General features: G+C 40.1%; 15 protein-coding genes. 5 read left to right on the forward strand and 10 right to left on the reverse strand.

The genetic code is table 11. The annotated features are described in order from the left end of the window. Positions 1-146 precede the first annotated feature (146 nt). Together ABWV45_RS12750 and ABWV45_RS12755 are read right to left on the reverse strand one after the other, a co-directional pair. Positions 147-983, reverse strand: coding sequence for a hypothetical protein (locus tag ABWV45_RS12750; protein WP_353352092.1), 837 nt, complete (start codon positions 981-983; stop codon positions 147-149). Beyond that, positions 971-3931, reverse strand: a complete 2961-nt coding sequence (locus tag ABWV45_RS12755) for a sensor histidine kinase (RefSeq protein WP_353352093.1) — start codon at positions 3929-3931, stop codon at positions 971-973. Before ABWV45_RS12755 ends, ABWV45_RS12750 begins: the two co-directional genes overlap by 13 nt. A gap of 320 nt (positions 3932-4251) precedes the next feature. Here ABWV45_RS12755 and ABWV45_RS12760 point away from each other — a divergent pair, with 320 nt between their 5' ends. Further along, a complete protein-coding gene (locus ABWV45_RS12760; RefSeq protein ID WP_353352094.1) occupies positions 4252-4824 on the forward strand; it encodes a GIY-YIG nuclease family protein in 573 nt (190 codons plus the stop codon). Between the two features lie 37 nt (positions 4825-4861). On the opposite strand, the gene ahpF is transcribed toward ABWV45_RS12760, so the two are convergent. Together ahpF and ahpC are read right to left on the reverse strand one after the other, a co-directional pair. Then, positions 4862-6442: an alkyl hydroperoxide reductase subunit F gene (ahpF, locus tag ABWV45_RS12765; protein ID WP_353352095.1), complete on the reverse strand. Its 1581-nt coding sequence runs from the start codon at positions 6440-6442 to the stop codon at positions 4862-4864. A gap of 357 nt (positions 6443-6799) precedes the next feature. After that, positions 6800-7357: an alkyl hydroperoxide reductase subunit C gene (ahpC, locus tag ABWV45_RS12770; RefSeq protein WP_353352096.1), complete on the reverse strand. Its 558-nt coding sequence runs from the start codon at positions 7355-7357 to the stop codon at positions 6800-6802. Between the two features lie 357 nt (positions 7358-7714). On the opposite strand from ahpC, the gene ABWV45_RS12775 reads away from it, so the two are divergent. After that, positions 7715-8380, forward strand: a complete 666-nt coding sequence (locus ABWV45_RS12775; RefSeq protein ID WP_502914680.1) for a DUF2238 domain-containing protein — start codon at positions 7715-7717, stop codon at positions 8378-8380. Between the two features lie 10 nt (positions 8381-8390). On the opposite strand, the gene ABWV45_RS12780 is transcribed toward ABWV45_RS12775, so the two are convergent. After that, positions 8391-8996 carry a class I SAM-dependent methyltransferase gene (locus tag ABWV45_RS12780; protein ID WP_353352098.1) on the reverse strand — a complete coding sequence of 202 codons (606 nt, stop codon included), beginning with the start codon at positions 8994-8996 and terminating at the stop codon, positions 8391-8393. Between the two features lie 4 nt (positions 8997-9000). Beyond that, complete coding sequence (locus ABWV45_RS12785) at positions 9001-9537, reverse strand: DUF924 family protein (RefSeq protein WP_353352099.1); 537 nt, start codon at positions 9535-9537, stop codon at positions 9001-9003. A 332-nt stretch (positions 9538-9869) separates the two neighbouring features. On the opposite strand from ABWV45_RS12785, the gene ABWV45_RS12790 reads away from it, so the two are divergent. Beyond that, on the forward strand, positions 9870-10499 hold the full coding sequence (locus tag ABWV45_RS12790; protein WP_353352100.1) for a carbonic anhydrase family protein: 630 nt from the start codon (positions 9870-9872) through the stop codon (positions 10497-10499). 333 nt (positions 10500-10832) lie between these two features. After that, on the forward strand, positions 10833-11699 hold the full coding sequence (yghU, locus tag ABWV45_RS12795; protein ID WP_353352101.1) for a glutathione-dependent disulfide-bond oxidoreductase: 867 nt from the start codon (positions 10833-10835) through the stop codon (positions 11697-11699). 164 nt (positions 11700-11863) lie between these two features. On the opposite strand, the gene ABWV45_RS12800 is transcribed toward yghU, so the two are convergent. Next, positions 11864-12763, reverse strand: a complete 900-nt coding sequence (locus ABWV45_RS12800) for an HNH endonuclease (protein WP_353352102.1) — start codon at positions 12761-12763, stop codon at positions 11864-11866. Positions 12764-13007: 244 nt separating this feature from the next. On the opposite strand from ABWV45_RS12800, the gene ABWV45_RS12805 reads away from it, so the two are divergent. After that, positions 13008-14003 carry an alpha-amylase family glycosyl hydrolase gene (locus ABWV45_RS12805; protein ID WP_353352103.1) on the forward strand — a complete coding sequence of 332 codons (996 nt, stop codon included), beginning with the start codon at positions 13008-13010 and terminating at the stop codon, positions 14001-14003. Positions 14004-14510: 507 nt separating this feature from the next. Here the strand turns inward: ABWV45_RS12805 and ABWV45_RS12810 are convergent. The 3 genes from ABWV45_RS12810 to ABWV45_RS12820 all read right to left on the reverse strand — a co-directional run bounded on the left by ABWV45_RS12810 (position 14511) and on the right by ABWV45_RS12820 (position 16881). Continuing rightward, on the reverse strand, positions 14511-14807 hold the full coding sequence (locus ABWV45_RS12810; protein ID WP_353352104.1) for a hypothetical protein: 297 nt from the start codon (positions 14805-14807) through the stop codon (positions 14511-14513). A gap of 130 nt (positions 14808-14937) precedes the next feature. Continuing rightward, entirely contained in the window at positions 14938-15432 is a 495-nt protein-coding gene (locus ABWV45_RS12815) for a hypothetical protein (RefSeq protein WP_353352105.1), read from the reverse strand. A 762-nt stretch (positions 15433-16194) separates the two neighbouring features. Continuing rightward, positions 16195-16881, reverse strand: a complete 687-nt coding sequence (locus ABWV45_RS12820; protein WP_353352106.1) for a TetR/AcrR family transcriptional regulator C-terminal domain-containing protein — start codon at positions 16879-16881, stop codon at positions 16195-16197.

Here is a 16881-nt window from a genome sequence, read left to right on the forward strand (position 1 = left end):
TTCGCGGGCTAGAGCCTCTAATGTCTCTTTGTTCATAACTGCCCATCCTTAGTCATTGCTGGCATTGATGATAAGCAGTTACACAGATTTATCTACAGCCTCCCCAACTAAAATAATGAGTAAGCCATTTATTGCTGCTCTGCAAACTAATCCGTATTGACCATATCTAAAGCAACGGTAATTCCTTTATTTAAATGCGTGGTGATTAATTTCTTTTCATCTGAAGGGTCGTTGCTATCTTTTCCTGAGTATTTTTTTAATGCCTGATCATAAATATTAAGGGCCTGTCTAGCAGCTGTTTTATCGTTTTTAAGTAATAATTTATATGCTTTTTCAAACGCAGGTTCCTGTTCATGATAACTTAGTAAGTTGTAATTTGATGAGGCAAACGTAACGGATATAGATTGTAAATAGTGTTGCTTTATATTATTCCAAATTTCTGCCAGTAATGTTTCTCTTGCTACTATTCGATTCTCGTAAAAAGCTGATTTCAATTGAGTTATTGTCTGATTTTTTTCAGGTTTAGGTTTTGCACTAATAGCGTAATTGCTCGAGCCTTGTGTTTGATATATTAATGTATCTTGAATAATATCAACCACTTCTAATGTATAACGTGTTCTGACATATCCACGATTTGTTACCTTATAGGTAACATGGCCTTTTTCTTTTTCATCGTATTCTACTATTCTTCGCGAGATGGGCTGGCGTTGAACTAAATACGATGGAGACAGGTTAATATAAACAATAATGTGTGCTTTTTTTCGAACAGAGGTATCTTTTAATGTTAATGCTTCAAATTCTAATTTTTCTTCAGGAAGTTCAAGCGACGTATCATTTAGCTGAACATATATAAACTTGTGTTGATCTGTTAGAGGGTAACTCGGCGGTATTGTATATTCAAACAGAAAATTATCTGATTTAGTTTTTGGTCCAGTACAACCGGATAGGATGATCAGAAGCAATAAGCCGACTATTTTATCCATTTCTCTATTTTGGATTTAACTCCATCAAAACTCACTGGTTTTGATAAATAATCATCCATTCCCGCTGCTAAGCATTTATTTTTCTCCCCTTTCAAAACATTTGCTGTCATAGCAATAATGGGGATTTGTTTAAAAAAAACCAATTGACGTATCGCCTTAGTTGCAGAGTAGCCATCCATATTTGGCATTTGGCAGTCCATAAATATACATTTATAAACAATGTCTTTTTGGAGCATACTTAATGCTTCTAAACCATCATTTGCTACATCAACCGTTAAACCTAAATCAGAAATAATATTAGCTGCCACCTCTTGATTGATTTTATTATCTTCAACTAACAACACATGCCCTTCGTATTTTTTTTCAGGTATATTTTCATCTTCATTTGACGATCTCATTGATTGTAAGTGCTGAACTGTTAATAGCGGTTTTACCTTATCTAAAATAGGGTCTTTCTGAACACACAAGTTAATTGCATCGTGAATATCTTCAGGCATGAATGGTTTCACTAAAAACGCTTGAAACCCAATCGCTGCATATTTTTCAGCTGTCCCCTCGTTATCAGATGAGGAAATCATAATTAATGGTATTTCATCAAACTGTCGCTGACTGCGTAGCTTTTTAGCAAGCTCAGCGCCAGTCATACTTGGCATATACATATCCAAAATAATTGCATCATACATATGGTAGTTACTTAATATTTCCTCATAAGCTTCCTCACCATCAGAACATTCAGTAACATTTACTTTCCATATTTTTAATGATTCACTAATTACAAACCGACTACTTTCGTTATCATCCGCTACGAGTATATTTAAGTCAGAAAGGTCTATGACTGATCTAGATTTATTGTCATATTCACTCTTTTCTAACAGAATAGTAAATTCAAATCGACTCCCCTCTCCAATTTTACTATGTACACTTATCGAACCGCCCATTAACTCACATAGCTGTTTACATATAGCCAAGCCTAATCCTGTACCACCGTATTGCCTTGTTGATGCGACATCAACTTGTGAAAATGATTGAAATAATTCCGATATTTTTTCTTTAGCAATCCCTATTCCTGTGTCCCTTACTGAACCATATAAAATAAACCCTCTATCTGGAATATCTTTTAATCCTACCTTTATGACAATTTCACCATCTTCGGTAAATTTTAATGCATTCGCAATTAAGTTGGTGAATATTTGACGAATACGCGCAGGATCCCCTTTTACCCAGTTAGATTCCAATTCGTTTAAATCTAATACCATCTCAACATCATACGAGCTACTATTATGACGGATGGTATCCACAATATCTGACAATAAACGGCGCAGATTAAAATCAATTTTTTGTATATCTAACTTACCGGCTTCAACTTTTGAGAAATCCAAAATATCATTAATGAGCACTAATAAACTTTCTGCACTGGATTTTGCTACCCCTAAAAAGTGCTTAATTTCAGTGGTGGGTTCTTTTCTTAAAGCGATGTCAATCATGCCTAAAACACCGTTTAAAGGTGTTCGGATCTCGTGACTCATGTTTGCTAAAAATTGACTCTTGGAATGACTTGCTTGTTGAGCTAGTTTTACAGACTCACCTAAACTTGAATTGAGATTAAGCAGTTGTTGATTTCGATGATTAAACTGCTTAGCTAAATCAGCTAATTCACCTTGGTTATCAACATGAATATCATGTGAATGATCAAACTTCATTACCTGTTCACGCATCCGTTTAAGTGGCGATAATAGAATCCATTCCAAATATAACAGTCCTAAAACCAAACCGAAGACAATGACTAATGTAAACACCCACAATACAGAACCCACGATGTTATCGGTTTTTAAATTCAACAAACGCTTAGGTACAACTAAAATAAGTTTTGCGTACAGATCAGGGATATGAAATACCTGAAGTGATACAGGCTCTTTTAATATGGGGTCATTGTCTTGGTCTATTTGTTTTATGAAGCTGTTACCTATATTTTTCTTTGCCAGCGGGTCTGTAATAACACTGGCGATACGAAACCCTTCATCTAGCGTGATTTGGTAGCTCTCTAAGGCAAGTGTTTGTGCTGTTATGGACAATTCTCGATTCAGTCTAGAGATACCATCCATTGCAGCTAAAGCATCATCAATTACCGGTAAAAATGGTGTTGCCTGTGCCGCCTGTTGTATTGAAATATACTGTAGCTTTTCTTGATTATTCTCAGTTTTCACTTTTCGTTTACTGATGGCGTCATCTGGAAATGATAAAAACGTGCCACTTCGATCTAAGACGTAGGCGTAACCGCCAAATCGTTTTGACTGCTGTTTAAGTAGGTTATTCAAGGCCGACAGCATGATATCCACTGTCGCTACGCCAAAAAACGTTTCATCTCGATAAATTGGCGATGTTGCGGTAATCATGGGTTCTAAGGTGTATGGGTCCACGTAAGAACGTGACCAATATACCTTTCCCGGCTGGATATGTTTTGCCGGTATATACCATTCTTCTTGATGGTATCCGCTGCCCGAAGGTTTGTTGTAATCATCAAATGGGCTTAGCTTACCGTGCTGGTTTTTCCCCCAAAAGAAGCTAAAACGTTCCGTGTTCGCTTTAAATGCATTCGGTTCCGGCCAAATACCTCCACCTGCAACAAAATCACTGATTTTATTGTGTTCAAGTGCATGATGGAATACGCGACTAAATAGGCTTTTATCCAATGGCAAGCTTTCAGCTGTATTTGCCATAGACATAGATAAGGTGGCGGCGTTTTCTAGGTACTCAGTGAGCAATGCCATAGTGGCCTCACCAGTTTGCCTTAGGGATTGCTGCTCTACCTCTTTAATGGCAGGGCGCCCTTCTTTCTCCATTACCCACAGAAAAGCACCTATCATCAATAGCAGCATGATGATAAATAGCATAGGGACTTTAAACGCTAATGTATTAAAGTATGAGTTCAACTTGGATAAGATTGACACAACAATCCATTTTACTGATCTATATACTTCAAGTGTAGATCAAATATGTACAGATAAAGCTCGGATTTCACATTATCCAAGGTGAACATCGTGCCATTATTCACTCCATTTTTGTGACGAATCGGAATAAAAAATCCCGTTATCCCCCCTTGACAATCTTCAGAATATCGATGATATCAGCTGTTTTTTCCCAAAAGCCCGCTTTAAAAAAAATATCTAAAAATCAAGCCTACACATTTCATTATTCATCATTACAATGCGCGGCCCTTGGCAGTTTATTTCCACTCATTTTTTTGCCAATAGTTGTACAGAGGTAATCCATGCTTGTATACACCCTAACCAATAACATCACAGGCGACGTTTGGGTCGGTACCTGTAAAGACAGCAGTGATGAACGTTTCATGCAGCTGCAAGAAGCCATGGCTTTAGGGATAAAAGCCCAGATTTACAAAGACTTACGGGACTTTGGTGTAGAAAACTTCACTGTTGAAGACTATGCCTTAGCTTATGATAGAGAAGAGCTAAAAGACATCTTTGAAGATGCAATGGAGACCTATAATGGAAAATCTCTTGTGGGTGTAAAAACCACATTAGGCAAGACCAGTATTGCCAATGCATCACCGTTAAAGCCTAGCGTTGGTGGGGTCAAACGAAAGACGGCTCCAAGCTCAACTGGGGCTAAAATAGCCGCTAAACCGGCCGCCACTCAAAAGCTAGCATCCGGTCGCACAGGCAATGTAAAAAAAGAAAAATTGATCAAAGAAAAGCTGGCCGAAGAAAAGGCCAACCGAGAAGCCTCTAAGTTAAAACAAGTACGCGAGCAAGCGGATGAAATGGCCGCGATTATGGCCCGCTTAGATTCTCGCGGCTCCACAGCCAACAAGCAAAGATAACCAGTAGCCCCCAGCTTTAAATGCTGGGGGCTAATCGTTATGCATTTACTGGGGTTGGAGTACGAATCAAGTAATCAAATGCTCCTAGGCTGGCCTTAGAGCCTTCACCCATGGCAATAATGATTTGCTTGTAAGGCACCGTGGTCACGTCACCTGCTGCAAATACGCCTGATAATGAAGTTTCACCCTTAGCAGATACCTCTATCTCACCACGTGGCGACAATTCAATACCACTGTCTTTTAAGAACTCGCTGTTTGGCACCAAGCCGATTTGTACAAAAATACCCGCCAGCTCGACTTCTTTGGCATCTCCAGTTGCACGGTCGGTATACTTCAACGACGTCACGCGAGTGCCGTCCCCCACTACTTCAGTGGTTTGTGCTTCTTTGATTATCTCAATATTGCCCATACTATTGGCTTTATCCACCAATACTTTGTCCGCACGAAGTGTGTCCGCAAACTCTAGAACCGTCACATGCTCAACCAAACCCGCTAAGTCTATGGCGGCTTCAATACCGGAATTACCGCCACCAATTACCGCCACTTTTTTCCCTTTGAACAATGGGCCGTCACAATGTGGGCAATACGCCACCCCCTTGTTACGGTATTCCTGTTCACCCGGTACGTTCATTTCTCTCCAGCGCGCCCCCGTTGAAAGAATCACGCTGCGGCTTTTTAGCGTTGCGCCACTTTCAAGGGAGACATGAATGTAACCGTCTTCGGTTTTTTCAGCACTCACCACAGCATCCGCTTTTTGCTCAGCCATAATATCCACGTCGTATTCTTTAACGTGCTCTTCTAGTGCTGCAGCCAATTTAGGGCCTTGGGTTTCTTTCACTGAGATAAAGTTTTCAATGGCCATGGTATCCATAACTTGGCCACCAAAACGCTCGGCCACTACGCCAGTACGAATGCCTTTACGCGCGGCATAGATAGCCGCTGATGCTCCCGCTGGGCCACCACCGACCACTAATACTTCATATGGGGCCTTTTCATTTAATAAAGCTGCTTGTTTTGCCTCCGCTCCACTGTCTACTTTTTTAAGTATCTCGGCTAGTGAAATACGCCCAGAAGCAAAGTGCTCACCGTTTAAGTAAACACTTGGCACCGCCATGATATTGCGTTCAGTCACTTCATCTTGAAACGCCGCGCCATCAATCATGGTGGTTTTAATGTTAGGGTTAATGGCCGCCATCATATTTAATGCCTGCACCACATCTGGACAGTTCTGGCAGCTTAGGGAAATAAATATCTCGAAGTTCATTTCGCTTTCTAGGGCTGCAATTTGTTCAATCACCTCTGGCTCTAGTTTCATTGGGTGACCACCACTATGAAGCAGTGCCAACACAAGTGAGGTAAATTCATGGCCCATTGGCAAACCCGCAAACCCTAAAGCAGTTTGTTTCGCAGGATTAACCACCTGCATGATCGGTTTACGGCTTGAGGCATTTGCATTATCAATCACTTTTACTTTGTCATTTAGTGATGCAATGTCATCCGCAAGACCTTTCAATTTTTGTGCGGTATCACTCTCATCAAGGCTTAATACTAGATGTACATCGCTTTTCAAATTATCTAAGTACGCTTTAAGCTGGGTTTTCATATTTTGATCTAACATAGTGATACCTTCTTTAATCTATTAACAATCGGGGCTGATCCCACTTTTATACGTTCTCTCCTAAGGTGGAGGCCAAATTTCATTCAATTCTTGTCTATATCGCCTTATTTTAGGCAATAAAAAACTTCCGCAATTTTTTGCAATAGCAAGATCACAGAAGTTTTCTAGAGGAAATAAACACCTTTATTTCCTCAACTTCAATCAACGGTTTAAACAAGACCGTCAATTCAAGCAATTCGTGTTAGCGAGGCAGATGGAACAAGGCAAAAATTTAGTTTGATGCGCAGTGTATGTGGTTTATACATGAGCAATAAAATTCAATTTTTAACGCCGTTACATCAACGCAGTTAACGAATTTTAGATTTTACCTACTAGGTCAAGAGAAGGCGCTAATGTCGCTTCACCTTCTTTCCACTTAGCTGGGCATACTTCACCTGGGTGACTAGCAACGTATTGAGCTGCTTTCACTTTACGCATTAGGTCGTCTGCATCACGGCCGATACCTTCAGCAGTGATTTCCATTGCTTGGATAACACCTTCTGGATCTACCAAGAAAGTAGCACGATCAGCAAGGCCTTGACCTTCACGCATCACACCAAAGTTGTTAGTGATGTTGCCAGTTTGGTCGCCAACCATGTAGTAGTTGATTTTAGCGATGGTTTCAGAAGCATCGTGCCATGCTTTGTGAGTGAAGTGAGTGTCTGTAGATACAGAGAATACTTCAACACCTAGCTTTTGAAGCTCTTCATATTTGTCAGCAACGTCGCCTAGCTCAGTTGGACATACGAAAGTGAAGTCTGCTGGGTAGAAGAAAAATACCGCCCACTTACCTTTAACGTCTTTTTCAGAGATATCTACAAATTGGCCTTCTTTAAAGGCTGTGGCGTTAAACGGCTTAATTTCAGTGTTGATCATTTGACTATCCTATTGATGGTTGGTTTCTAGGTTGAATTCACTTTCGAATTCATAGTTGTATTATGCTGCACCGTTAAAAATAGTTGAAATTGATAATATTTATAATAACAATAGCTAAATACTATCGGACACTATTTAAATAGTAAGGAGAGATTAAACCGCAAAACTGGATTTGTCCTCCTTTCGAGAGGCTAAATGGGGCTTATTACTAAAAAATAAAGGTCTTGATAAATAATACTAAGTTAATGACTATAATCCCCTCTTGTATTGATCAATAAACACCCATAAAAACAACTTCTTTCATAAATTCGATTAATCCATGTACACTTAAAAACGAATTCAGATAATTAAACTCAGATGGCATCTCTTTCGATTCACCAACGCATAACCTTTATTCTTCAAGCAATATTGATACTTGAGATAATAGTGACCATTTTTCAACAGCAGTGGTTAACCGCTGTGGTCACTATTGGTATTTTAGTGATCACCTTGGCTCCATTTTTTTTACAACGCTTTTGGCATGTTTATATCCCATCTGAATTTGTATTACTGACCATGTTATTTGTCTTTTCATCGTTATTTTTAGGGGAAGTCCGTGGGTTTTATACCCGCTTTTGGTGGTGGGATTTAGTACTGCACGCCAGTTCAGGGTTTCTATTGGGCATGATCGGATTTGTACTCGTCTATGTGCTTAACGAAACCAAACACATTGGCGTATATATGAAACCCGGTTTTGTGGCGCTATTTGCATTTTTATTTGCCATTGGTATTGGCACTATCTGGGAAATATACGAATTTGCCATGGACCAGCTGTTTGGCATGAACATGCAAAAAGCTATGCTGGGTGACCCATCTGGCCTAACTGATACCATGTGGGATTTAATCGTGGACAGCCTTGGGGCTCTGATAATTAGTATTATGGGCTATGGATACTTAAAAAAAGCAAAAAACAAATCTTTTTTAGAGCGAGGTATCCATAATTTCATTCGTAAAAATCCTCGGCTATTTCCTAACCGAAAGTAACTACCCTGTATTAATCGTTAGCGTGTTGTGATTTTCCTTTGAGCTCCCAAATGACAATGCCGTCTACTGAACTTTGTATCGCTTGAACAACCTCTAAACCGCACAATTGCGCGTATGCGGGTATTCGTCCTGACCTTCTATATCGCGTAAATTGACCATAATGACCGGAAATCATCTCATCTAATTCAATCCCAATTCGGGAAAGCACCGATTTTGGGGAGGCATAATCAGCAATCAGCAAACGCTTAGAGGTGTGAGCCATGTGCAATAACACGGCACACGCCTTTTGTTTATCAAGCTCATGAATACATAAGGTACTGGTTGCCACATCAAAATTTGTGGTCGTGATATTTAAAATGTCACTTTGCTCAAATATTAAATTAGTAACGCCTTTGCAACTGGTTTGTTTATGAGCATATGCAATTAAGTCTGCATCTAAATCCACACCTACACCGTTACGGATCTTACTAGCAGCTTTAAATAGTAAGTCACCGGTGCCACAACCGACATCTAACACACAGGAATGGTCATCCAGTAATTCAACTAATTCATATCGCAATGTTGCTAACGCTTTATCAGCAGCATTCGCTTTTAACCAAACCCTAAAAAAACTCATAACATTAGAAACTTGAATTAGGCTGTTTTAAAAATTCTATTTCTTCCATGGTGGATTCACGACCTAAAATAGTATTGCGGTGAGGGTAGCGTCCAAAACGATCTATAATCGCTTTATGTTTATGTTCAAACTCTAAATTATTGGGGTTACCTAATGACTCATACAATTTAACAGCCTGTGCATGAATAATGGCCGATTCACTATGCATAAATGGTAAATAAAGAAAGCTACGCATGGTAGAACTGATTTGTGTATCGAAGCCCTTTGAAATCGCTCCCTGTGCTAGTGCCAGTGCAAGTTCGTCACTGGAAAATGCATCTTTGTGATCACGAAACATATTTCGTGAAAATTGATCCAAAATAATCACTTCTGCCAAGCTTCCAAGAGCAGTTTCTCGCCACTTAAATAACTCCCCTGCCTTGGCTTTTTGATGTAACTCTCCAAATCGGCGTTGAATTAGAGCGTCAAATTCTAAATCTTTTTTCCACCATTGACTTGTCTCTATCTCGTCAAACCAAAAATCTATAATAATATTATGCATAATGAGAATCGCGTTCCAAATAAAAGGAGTATGATGCAACTGAGCCTAGCATATCAGCCACTTCAATTCTTAGCTCAGATTTAGTTTATACCCTCTTAGTTACCATGTTGACTTACCAATACATTTATCTCCCTGATTTTTATAGGGTTTTCACCATAAAAACGCATCATCTCTGGGCGCTTTTAGGTACTTTGATTCTATGTATCAGCGGCAATTCACATTGTTACCGTTTGATCTTTTAACCAATGGAATACTCAGTTTATACTTACTGACAATCTTAGAATCTGCTTTTATAACAAGCACAACCCCTTTACTTTGTGAGTAAATTGCTTATGAAAACCTTAACCAAAGAATTACAAGAAGCCATTACCCCTCAAATGGCACTGGATATTTTAAAAGAAGGCAATAAGCGTTTTATTAACAACTTAAAAGCCAACCGTAATTTATTACAACAAGCCAACGAAACCTCAGATAACCAACACCCATTTGCTATTATTTTAAGCTGCATTGACTCCCGCACCTCTGCCGAACTGATTTTTGACCAAGGGCTTGGGGATATATTCAGTGCACGTGTGGCTGGTAATATTGTCAACGAAGATATTTTGGGCAGCATGGAGTTTGCCTGCAAAGTAGCAGGTTCTAAAATCATAACGGTTTTAGGCCACACCAACTGTGGGGCTATTAAAGGGGCTTGCGATCATGTGGAGATGGGGAACTTAACTAATCTACTAGCTAAAATCAGACCAGCCGTAGACGATGAAAAAACCATCACGGACAACAGAACATCGTCAAACAATGAATTTGTGGATAAAGTTACATCCATCAATGTTAAGCGTACTATGAAAAACATCATGCAGCGCAGCCCCATTTTAAAAGAAATGATGGAGAACAACGAAATTATGCTAGTAGGCGGCATGCATGATATTGCCACAGGCGAAGTGACCTTTTACGAAAACCCATAATTCAAAACAGGGAATACCATGCTACAAGGAAGTTGCCTTTGCCAAAAAGTTTGCTATGAAGTCAAAGTAATAGGGGCAATAGTACATTACTGAAATACTCACCTAAATATGGGGAACATGTTCTGAACGGCTAACCTATGGATCTAAGCGTTCATTTAAATTCATACGGATATTAAATTAAAGATAAAACACTGAGAAAACCATAAGAAAATATACCTGTCGTTGCCATTCTCTAATCTACTAGGTTATTTGGAACAATATAATTCGTAAGGGCTTAATACTCTACAATAGGCACATAGTCACATACACTGAATAGAATATTAAGGAGTCTAAATGAGCAACGATAACTACACCCCGCCCAAAATTTGGAGCAATGACGGTCAGTCTGAGAACCGTTTTAGTAATATTAATCGCCCTGTATCGGGTGCTACTCATGATAAAACTCTGCCACTGGGCAAGCATCCCTTTCAGCTTTATTCAGTGGGAACCCCTAATGGGGTTAAAGTCACCATATTATTTGAAGAGCTATTGGCTATTGGCATTAAAGAAGCCGAATACGATGCCTTCTTAATTAATATAATGGAAGGTGATCAATTTGGTAGTGGTTTTGTTGATGTAAACCCCAACTCCAAAATCCCAGCCCTACTCGATACCACGACCACGCCAGCTACGCGAGTGTTTGAATCGGGCTCCATTCTTTTATATTTAGCTGAAAGGTTTAACCAATTCATTCCATCTGATCCGGCTAAAAAAGCAGAGTGTATTTCTTGGCTCATGTGGCAAATGGGTAGTGGGCCGATACTAGGCGGTGGGTTTGGCCATTTTTATGCCTACGCGCCTGAAAAGCTACAATACCCTATTGACCGCTTCACCATGGAAATTAAACGTCAACTGGATGTACTCGACAAACAACTGGCCAAACACGAATACATTGCCGGCGACGAATACACCATTGCGGATATGGCTATTTGGCCTTGGTACGGCATGCTTGTAACCAATCGCGTGTATGAAGCGGCTGAATTTATTGAGGCTCATAAATACGAGAACGTATTACGTTGGACAAAACTCATTGAAGCAAGGCCCGCAGTGCAACGCGGAAAAAAAGTGAACTGTACTTGGGGCAAGCCCGAGAATCAATTACATGAACGCCATGATGCCAGTGATTTTGAATTGAGGACTCAAGATAAACTCAATGGCTAGCTATTCTTGATTTAGACGTGCGCTCAACCTAAGTTCGTATTTGTGACAGGGGACTGGTTGAGCGTTTTTTGTTTTGAGACTATTAACGCCTTGCTCAGCGGTAATTTAAGGTGGCACGTTTTTGCGAATGCAAAACAAGAGACACTTTAAATTGTCCGCTGGAGCTATTTGTTATGTGCATTTATTACTTGCCTCAATTGCTCAATTGTTAGCATTGGATTTTTTTTATGTATTATGCGATGACAGTTTGAGCAAACAACAGCCAGATCTTTAAGTTCTGTTTCAACTATGCCATCAGCTTTTGAAAGTTGCTTTAAATGATGAACTTCACAAAACCCTTCGCCAAATTCACCATATGTTTTTTTAAAGTCAAAAGTGCAAACTTCACAACACAGTTTTCCTGACTTTTTAAGAACCTCTTTTTTCTTTGCTTTTACAAGTGCAGGATTTCTCTCTCTTTTTAAATGAGTAACAAGCCGTGGATTTCCCTCTTGACCTGACAAGTATCTGTCAACGTCCGGCAACTCATCAAGAAATCCCTTATCTATTAACTTTAAAGCTCTAGCCACATGCTTCTTGCTTTCAGGAGAATCCGCATACCAGACATTGCTTTGCCCGATACCGCCTTTGACTGCCCTTGGAATTAAGAGGGTTCGTTCTTCAGGAGGCAGTAACGTTGCGTCGCTAGCTAATGCAATTACACGGTAGCCATTAACGCCGTTATCATTTTGTAGTTTTGTTTGTGTTGGTAATGCTTGATACTCACGGTAAACTGTTGCGTTCTTGTACCACCCAACCACAGCCGTTCCGCCAGTTTCAGGGCCGGCTGTCCAAACGACCGTAACTCCAGAAATGTATTCATCTTCTTTTTCTGCGCCAAGTTTTTCTATTTTTATTTGCCCAGTTGGCTGAACATAACCATAAACATTCCCTCGAATAGCGCTAAAATTACATACCTCGTGGCCTATTTCATTTTTATTATATGAACCACCACGCTCAATTGAATCGCCTTTAATTCCATTGTATTTTTGCATCCAGCCAATATTGCAAAATAGTATTTTCATATGGTTTCTCTAGGCACATAACGCCCGCATTTGCGGCGGCTTTGTAGCGAGGAACGAGCGGAAAAGCCGTCCAAGCCACGAAAAAATTATCAAGAAAAAATTATCAAGACACCAAAAATTATCAAGACACCCATGATAAGAAATTATACCTAGTTCGTATAGGCCGATATTTGATCATTCATACAAACTTCGTATTCACAATCATCAACGGCTCCATCATATTTAAATTATCGGAGGAGTGAATATGCCAAAACCAAGGAAGGAACAAGTGAGCCTTGAGGCTACGCCTTATTATCACTGCGTATCTCGCTGTGTACGTAAAGCATTTTTATGTGGTTATAACAGCCATGATAAAGTGAGCTACGAACACAGGCGAGCTTGGCTTGAAAATGAGTTATTAAACCAATCTCAAGTCTTTGCCATTGATATTGCAGCCTACGTCATCATGTCCAATCACTATCATGTGGTGTTACACATAAATCAAAAACAAGCTGAGCACTGGGATATTGATGAGGTTATTGATCGCTGGCATAAGCTGTACAAAGGCAATGTCCTCAGCCAGCGTTATTTAAGTGACCCTAATTTTTCAAAAGCGGAATTCGAAAAACTCCAAGAATTTATAGAAAAATGGCGAGCGCGATTAATGGACATTGGTTGGTTTATTGGTCGTCTTAATGAAAAAATAGCACGGCAAGCCAACTATGAAGATCGATGTACTGGTCGCTTCTGGGAGGGTCGTTTTAAATCACAAGCCCTACTTGATGAAAAAGCCCTCGCCGCTTGTATGGCTTATGTCGATTTGAATCCCGTACGCGCTAAAATGGCAAAAAAACCTGAAACATCAGAACATACATCGGTAAAAGCTCGAGCTGAAAATGCGAAACTCGCCCATCAACCTAACCACCCTAAACAACAAGTATCTAAACTCATGCCGTTTGTAGGCAACCCCAGAAACAACATGCCTGACGGACTACCCTTTCGGTTAACCGATTATTTAGCCTTAATTGATATAACAGGCCGAGCCATTCGTGAAGATAAACGGGGCCATATTGAGAAGAACCTACCTGATATTCTCAACCGTTTAGGCATTGAACCTGAAAACTGGCTCACCATGACACAAGAGTTTGAACAGAACTTTAAAGATTTAGTCGGAAGCCCAACGATTCTGGATAAAACCGTCAAACTACTTCAACGCAAACGACGGCCTGCGTTTAAAAACTGCGATAGGCTATTGGCTTAAAGCGAAACGTGAAAAACTCAACACTTTACAGACCTAAACGGTAACTTCCTGCCTGCTATTCAAGAAAATGCCTTAAAATTTCGACGTAGGTTTTCCAACTATGAAAATTCAGGCTCTTTCTAAAGGGTTCCGCCCAAATACAGCTAAAAGCAATAGTTAGAACCCTCGAATTTTAAATGTGAGCACTGAAACAAGACTGATTTATCGTGGGTGTCTGAATTTTTCTTGAAAAGAACTTTAAAGATTTGGTGGGCGAACCTAATATCCTTAATAAAGCGACCAAGTTGCTTAATCGAAAACGAAGACCCGCCTTCAAAAACTGCGAAATGCTTTTAACCTAGGTAACCACCTGAGTTTTCACTGCAAATGCCAACTCAAACGGCAACCCCCTGCCTGTCATTAACGGTGATCTCTACTTTAAGTATTGAAATTCAACCTGTACACGTTTTTTAGCCATCCAAACTCACCTCAAATAACAATTTAGATATTTACGCGATCCGCAAATATTTATTTAATGCCGCTATAATGGGTGTCTGAATTATTTTGCCAGCCTGCAATTGGCCAAAGCCATTTTGTAAACGTGAACTTTTTACCCACACAATCATTGCAAGAGAATCTACTATAACTTGAGCCATAACCATCTACAAAGTCATCCGTGTTTTTATTGCCTTCACTGAGATGGCAGCCACAATGATGACAAAGGTTTGACTCTCTGCGGTAGTTTGCCCGCAGCATTAAGTATATTGCATATAAAAACCAAAATACTATTGGGGCAAATATAAAAAGTAACTTAGCGATTTCCATAATTAATTCCTATAACGCCTTGCTCACCGGCACATACTGCGGAGAGCGTTTTTGTGTAAAAATGGAGCGAAGCGACAGACACTAAAACGAGCGTAGCAGTATGTGTCCGCGTGCAGCAATTTGTTATAGTTCATGAACGCCACGCAGCCTTACATTTTTTCTCTAAAGATTCATATTTTTCGTTAATAAATGCAAATGAATATGACGCTCCCATACTTCCACTTGAGTACGTATAGAACACATGATCTTCATTCTTAAACGAGAGGTACATTGCCCCAGCAGTAGCTCCACTACCGCCACATTCAGTAAAGCTGCGCTTAGAAAACAAATCAGCTCCCTTAAAATACCTTTGGGAAATTGGCGAGTAAATGGTAAAACTCTTATCTGATTTACTTGCATAGAACCAAGTCGTATCTACCACTTCACTATTACCTATCGAATATGCCAGGTCTGAGATGTTTACGACAGCATGTCCTTCTACCAAATTTGAATTCCTTACCGAAAAATCATTCGCTGCTTTAACTCCGTATTTTTCGAACGTAGTGATCAACGTATTGATGGATATCTCGCCCCCAAAAGCAGAGAAAGAAAGCATCGATATTAAAATACTTGGTAGAGTTTTCATAATGAACCTATAACATTTTAATCGTGCGCATGCGCGTTTTTGCAGTTCTAATATTGAAGGGAAAAACGTCTGGAATACTCGCCATTACTGGGCTGTAGACCAAATTCCGTTTCGGCTTCTCAGGAAAAACGCGCATGCGCGGTATTACCCTAATTGCGGGTTCTCGCAATCTAGGTATTCATTTTTATAAGTCGTTGATATTGCACGATTTAAATTCAGGGCACCAGTAAAAACACGCACTATTTTTATATTTAAATGTAAAAACACGCATGGATTCCTTAATTCATTGAAAATATACTGCTTATTTATACAGTGTAATTACTGCGGGAAATGATCATATCTAAAAGCTCCTTTTTTAGATTGTATTAGGCAATTAATGCAAGCTCAGTGATTTCGAAAATTAGCTATTAAAGAATGTTTCAGCACCAACCGTAAACCAGACACGAAACGATAACGATAACGATAACGATAACAAAAATGCGGCATTCACGGGCCGCTACAACCAAAGCGCCTCGATTATTCCATAATAAACGAGCGGCTCGTGGGTTGCCGCGAAGCAGGGTCCGGGATCTCACTGCGTTCGCGTACTTCGTACCCCAGAGAAAGAACCGTGCTGGCTTTATTTTGCCTGAATTCCAATATCTAAATAATTAGCGGTGTATAGATAACGCACATGCGTTTATCGCGCGCGAGCACGCTCCTACAATTTTGCAGCACCGACAAAAAACAAACCCGTGGGCCACTCTGTCCGGTAACAAAACATCATTCCGAATTTAACGTCCTATTTAACAACCCCTCTAATCCATCCAAAATAAACTCAAACCCAAATTCAAAGTGATTCACCCCATCATGCTCCCCCATGGCCACCTTTTCTGATAACGCATACAAATACGGCCATTGCGCTTTAGGTAAACTGGGTAAATATTGCTGGGCCACTTGTTGGTATTCCCCTTCTTTAAACGGAAAGTTTAAACTTTGTAGCGTAAACCCATAGATGTAATTATCCATGGCATTCCAAGCATGATCCGCCAATGCAGGACTGAACCCAGCCTCTATCAGACACCCTAACGTGGCATTCACATAGCTCATCATATTGGGGCCTACATTGGCGCGAGATACTAAGGGGACACTGGCCCAAGGGTGTCGCATTAACACTTGGTGAGCCTTCATCCCGCGGTTAGCCAGCTCGGCTTTCCAAGGCTTACTTATGTCAGGGATTGGAATCTCTGCCACTACTTTCTCAACTAAGCCATCAATCAAGTCGTCTTTATTTTTAACATGGTTGTAAAGGGACATGGCCTTAACCCCCAACTCATCCGCCAGCTTACGCATGGACAAACCTTGCAACCCCTGTTCGTCTGCCATATTCATGGCGACGGCTAGAATTTTCTCTCGGCTTAACGGGGGCTTTACATCATCAGGCATGGTTAGAATTTGATCTATTGACAA

The organism is Oceaniserpentilla sp. 4NH20-0058 (assembly GCF_040371755.1).
Lineage (GTDB): Bacteria > Pseudomonadota > Gammaproteobacteria > Pseudomonadales > Oceanobacteraceae > Bermanella.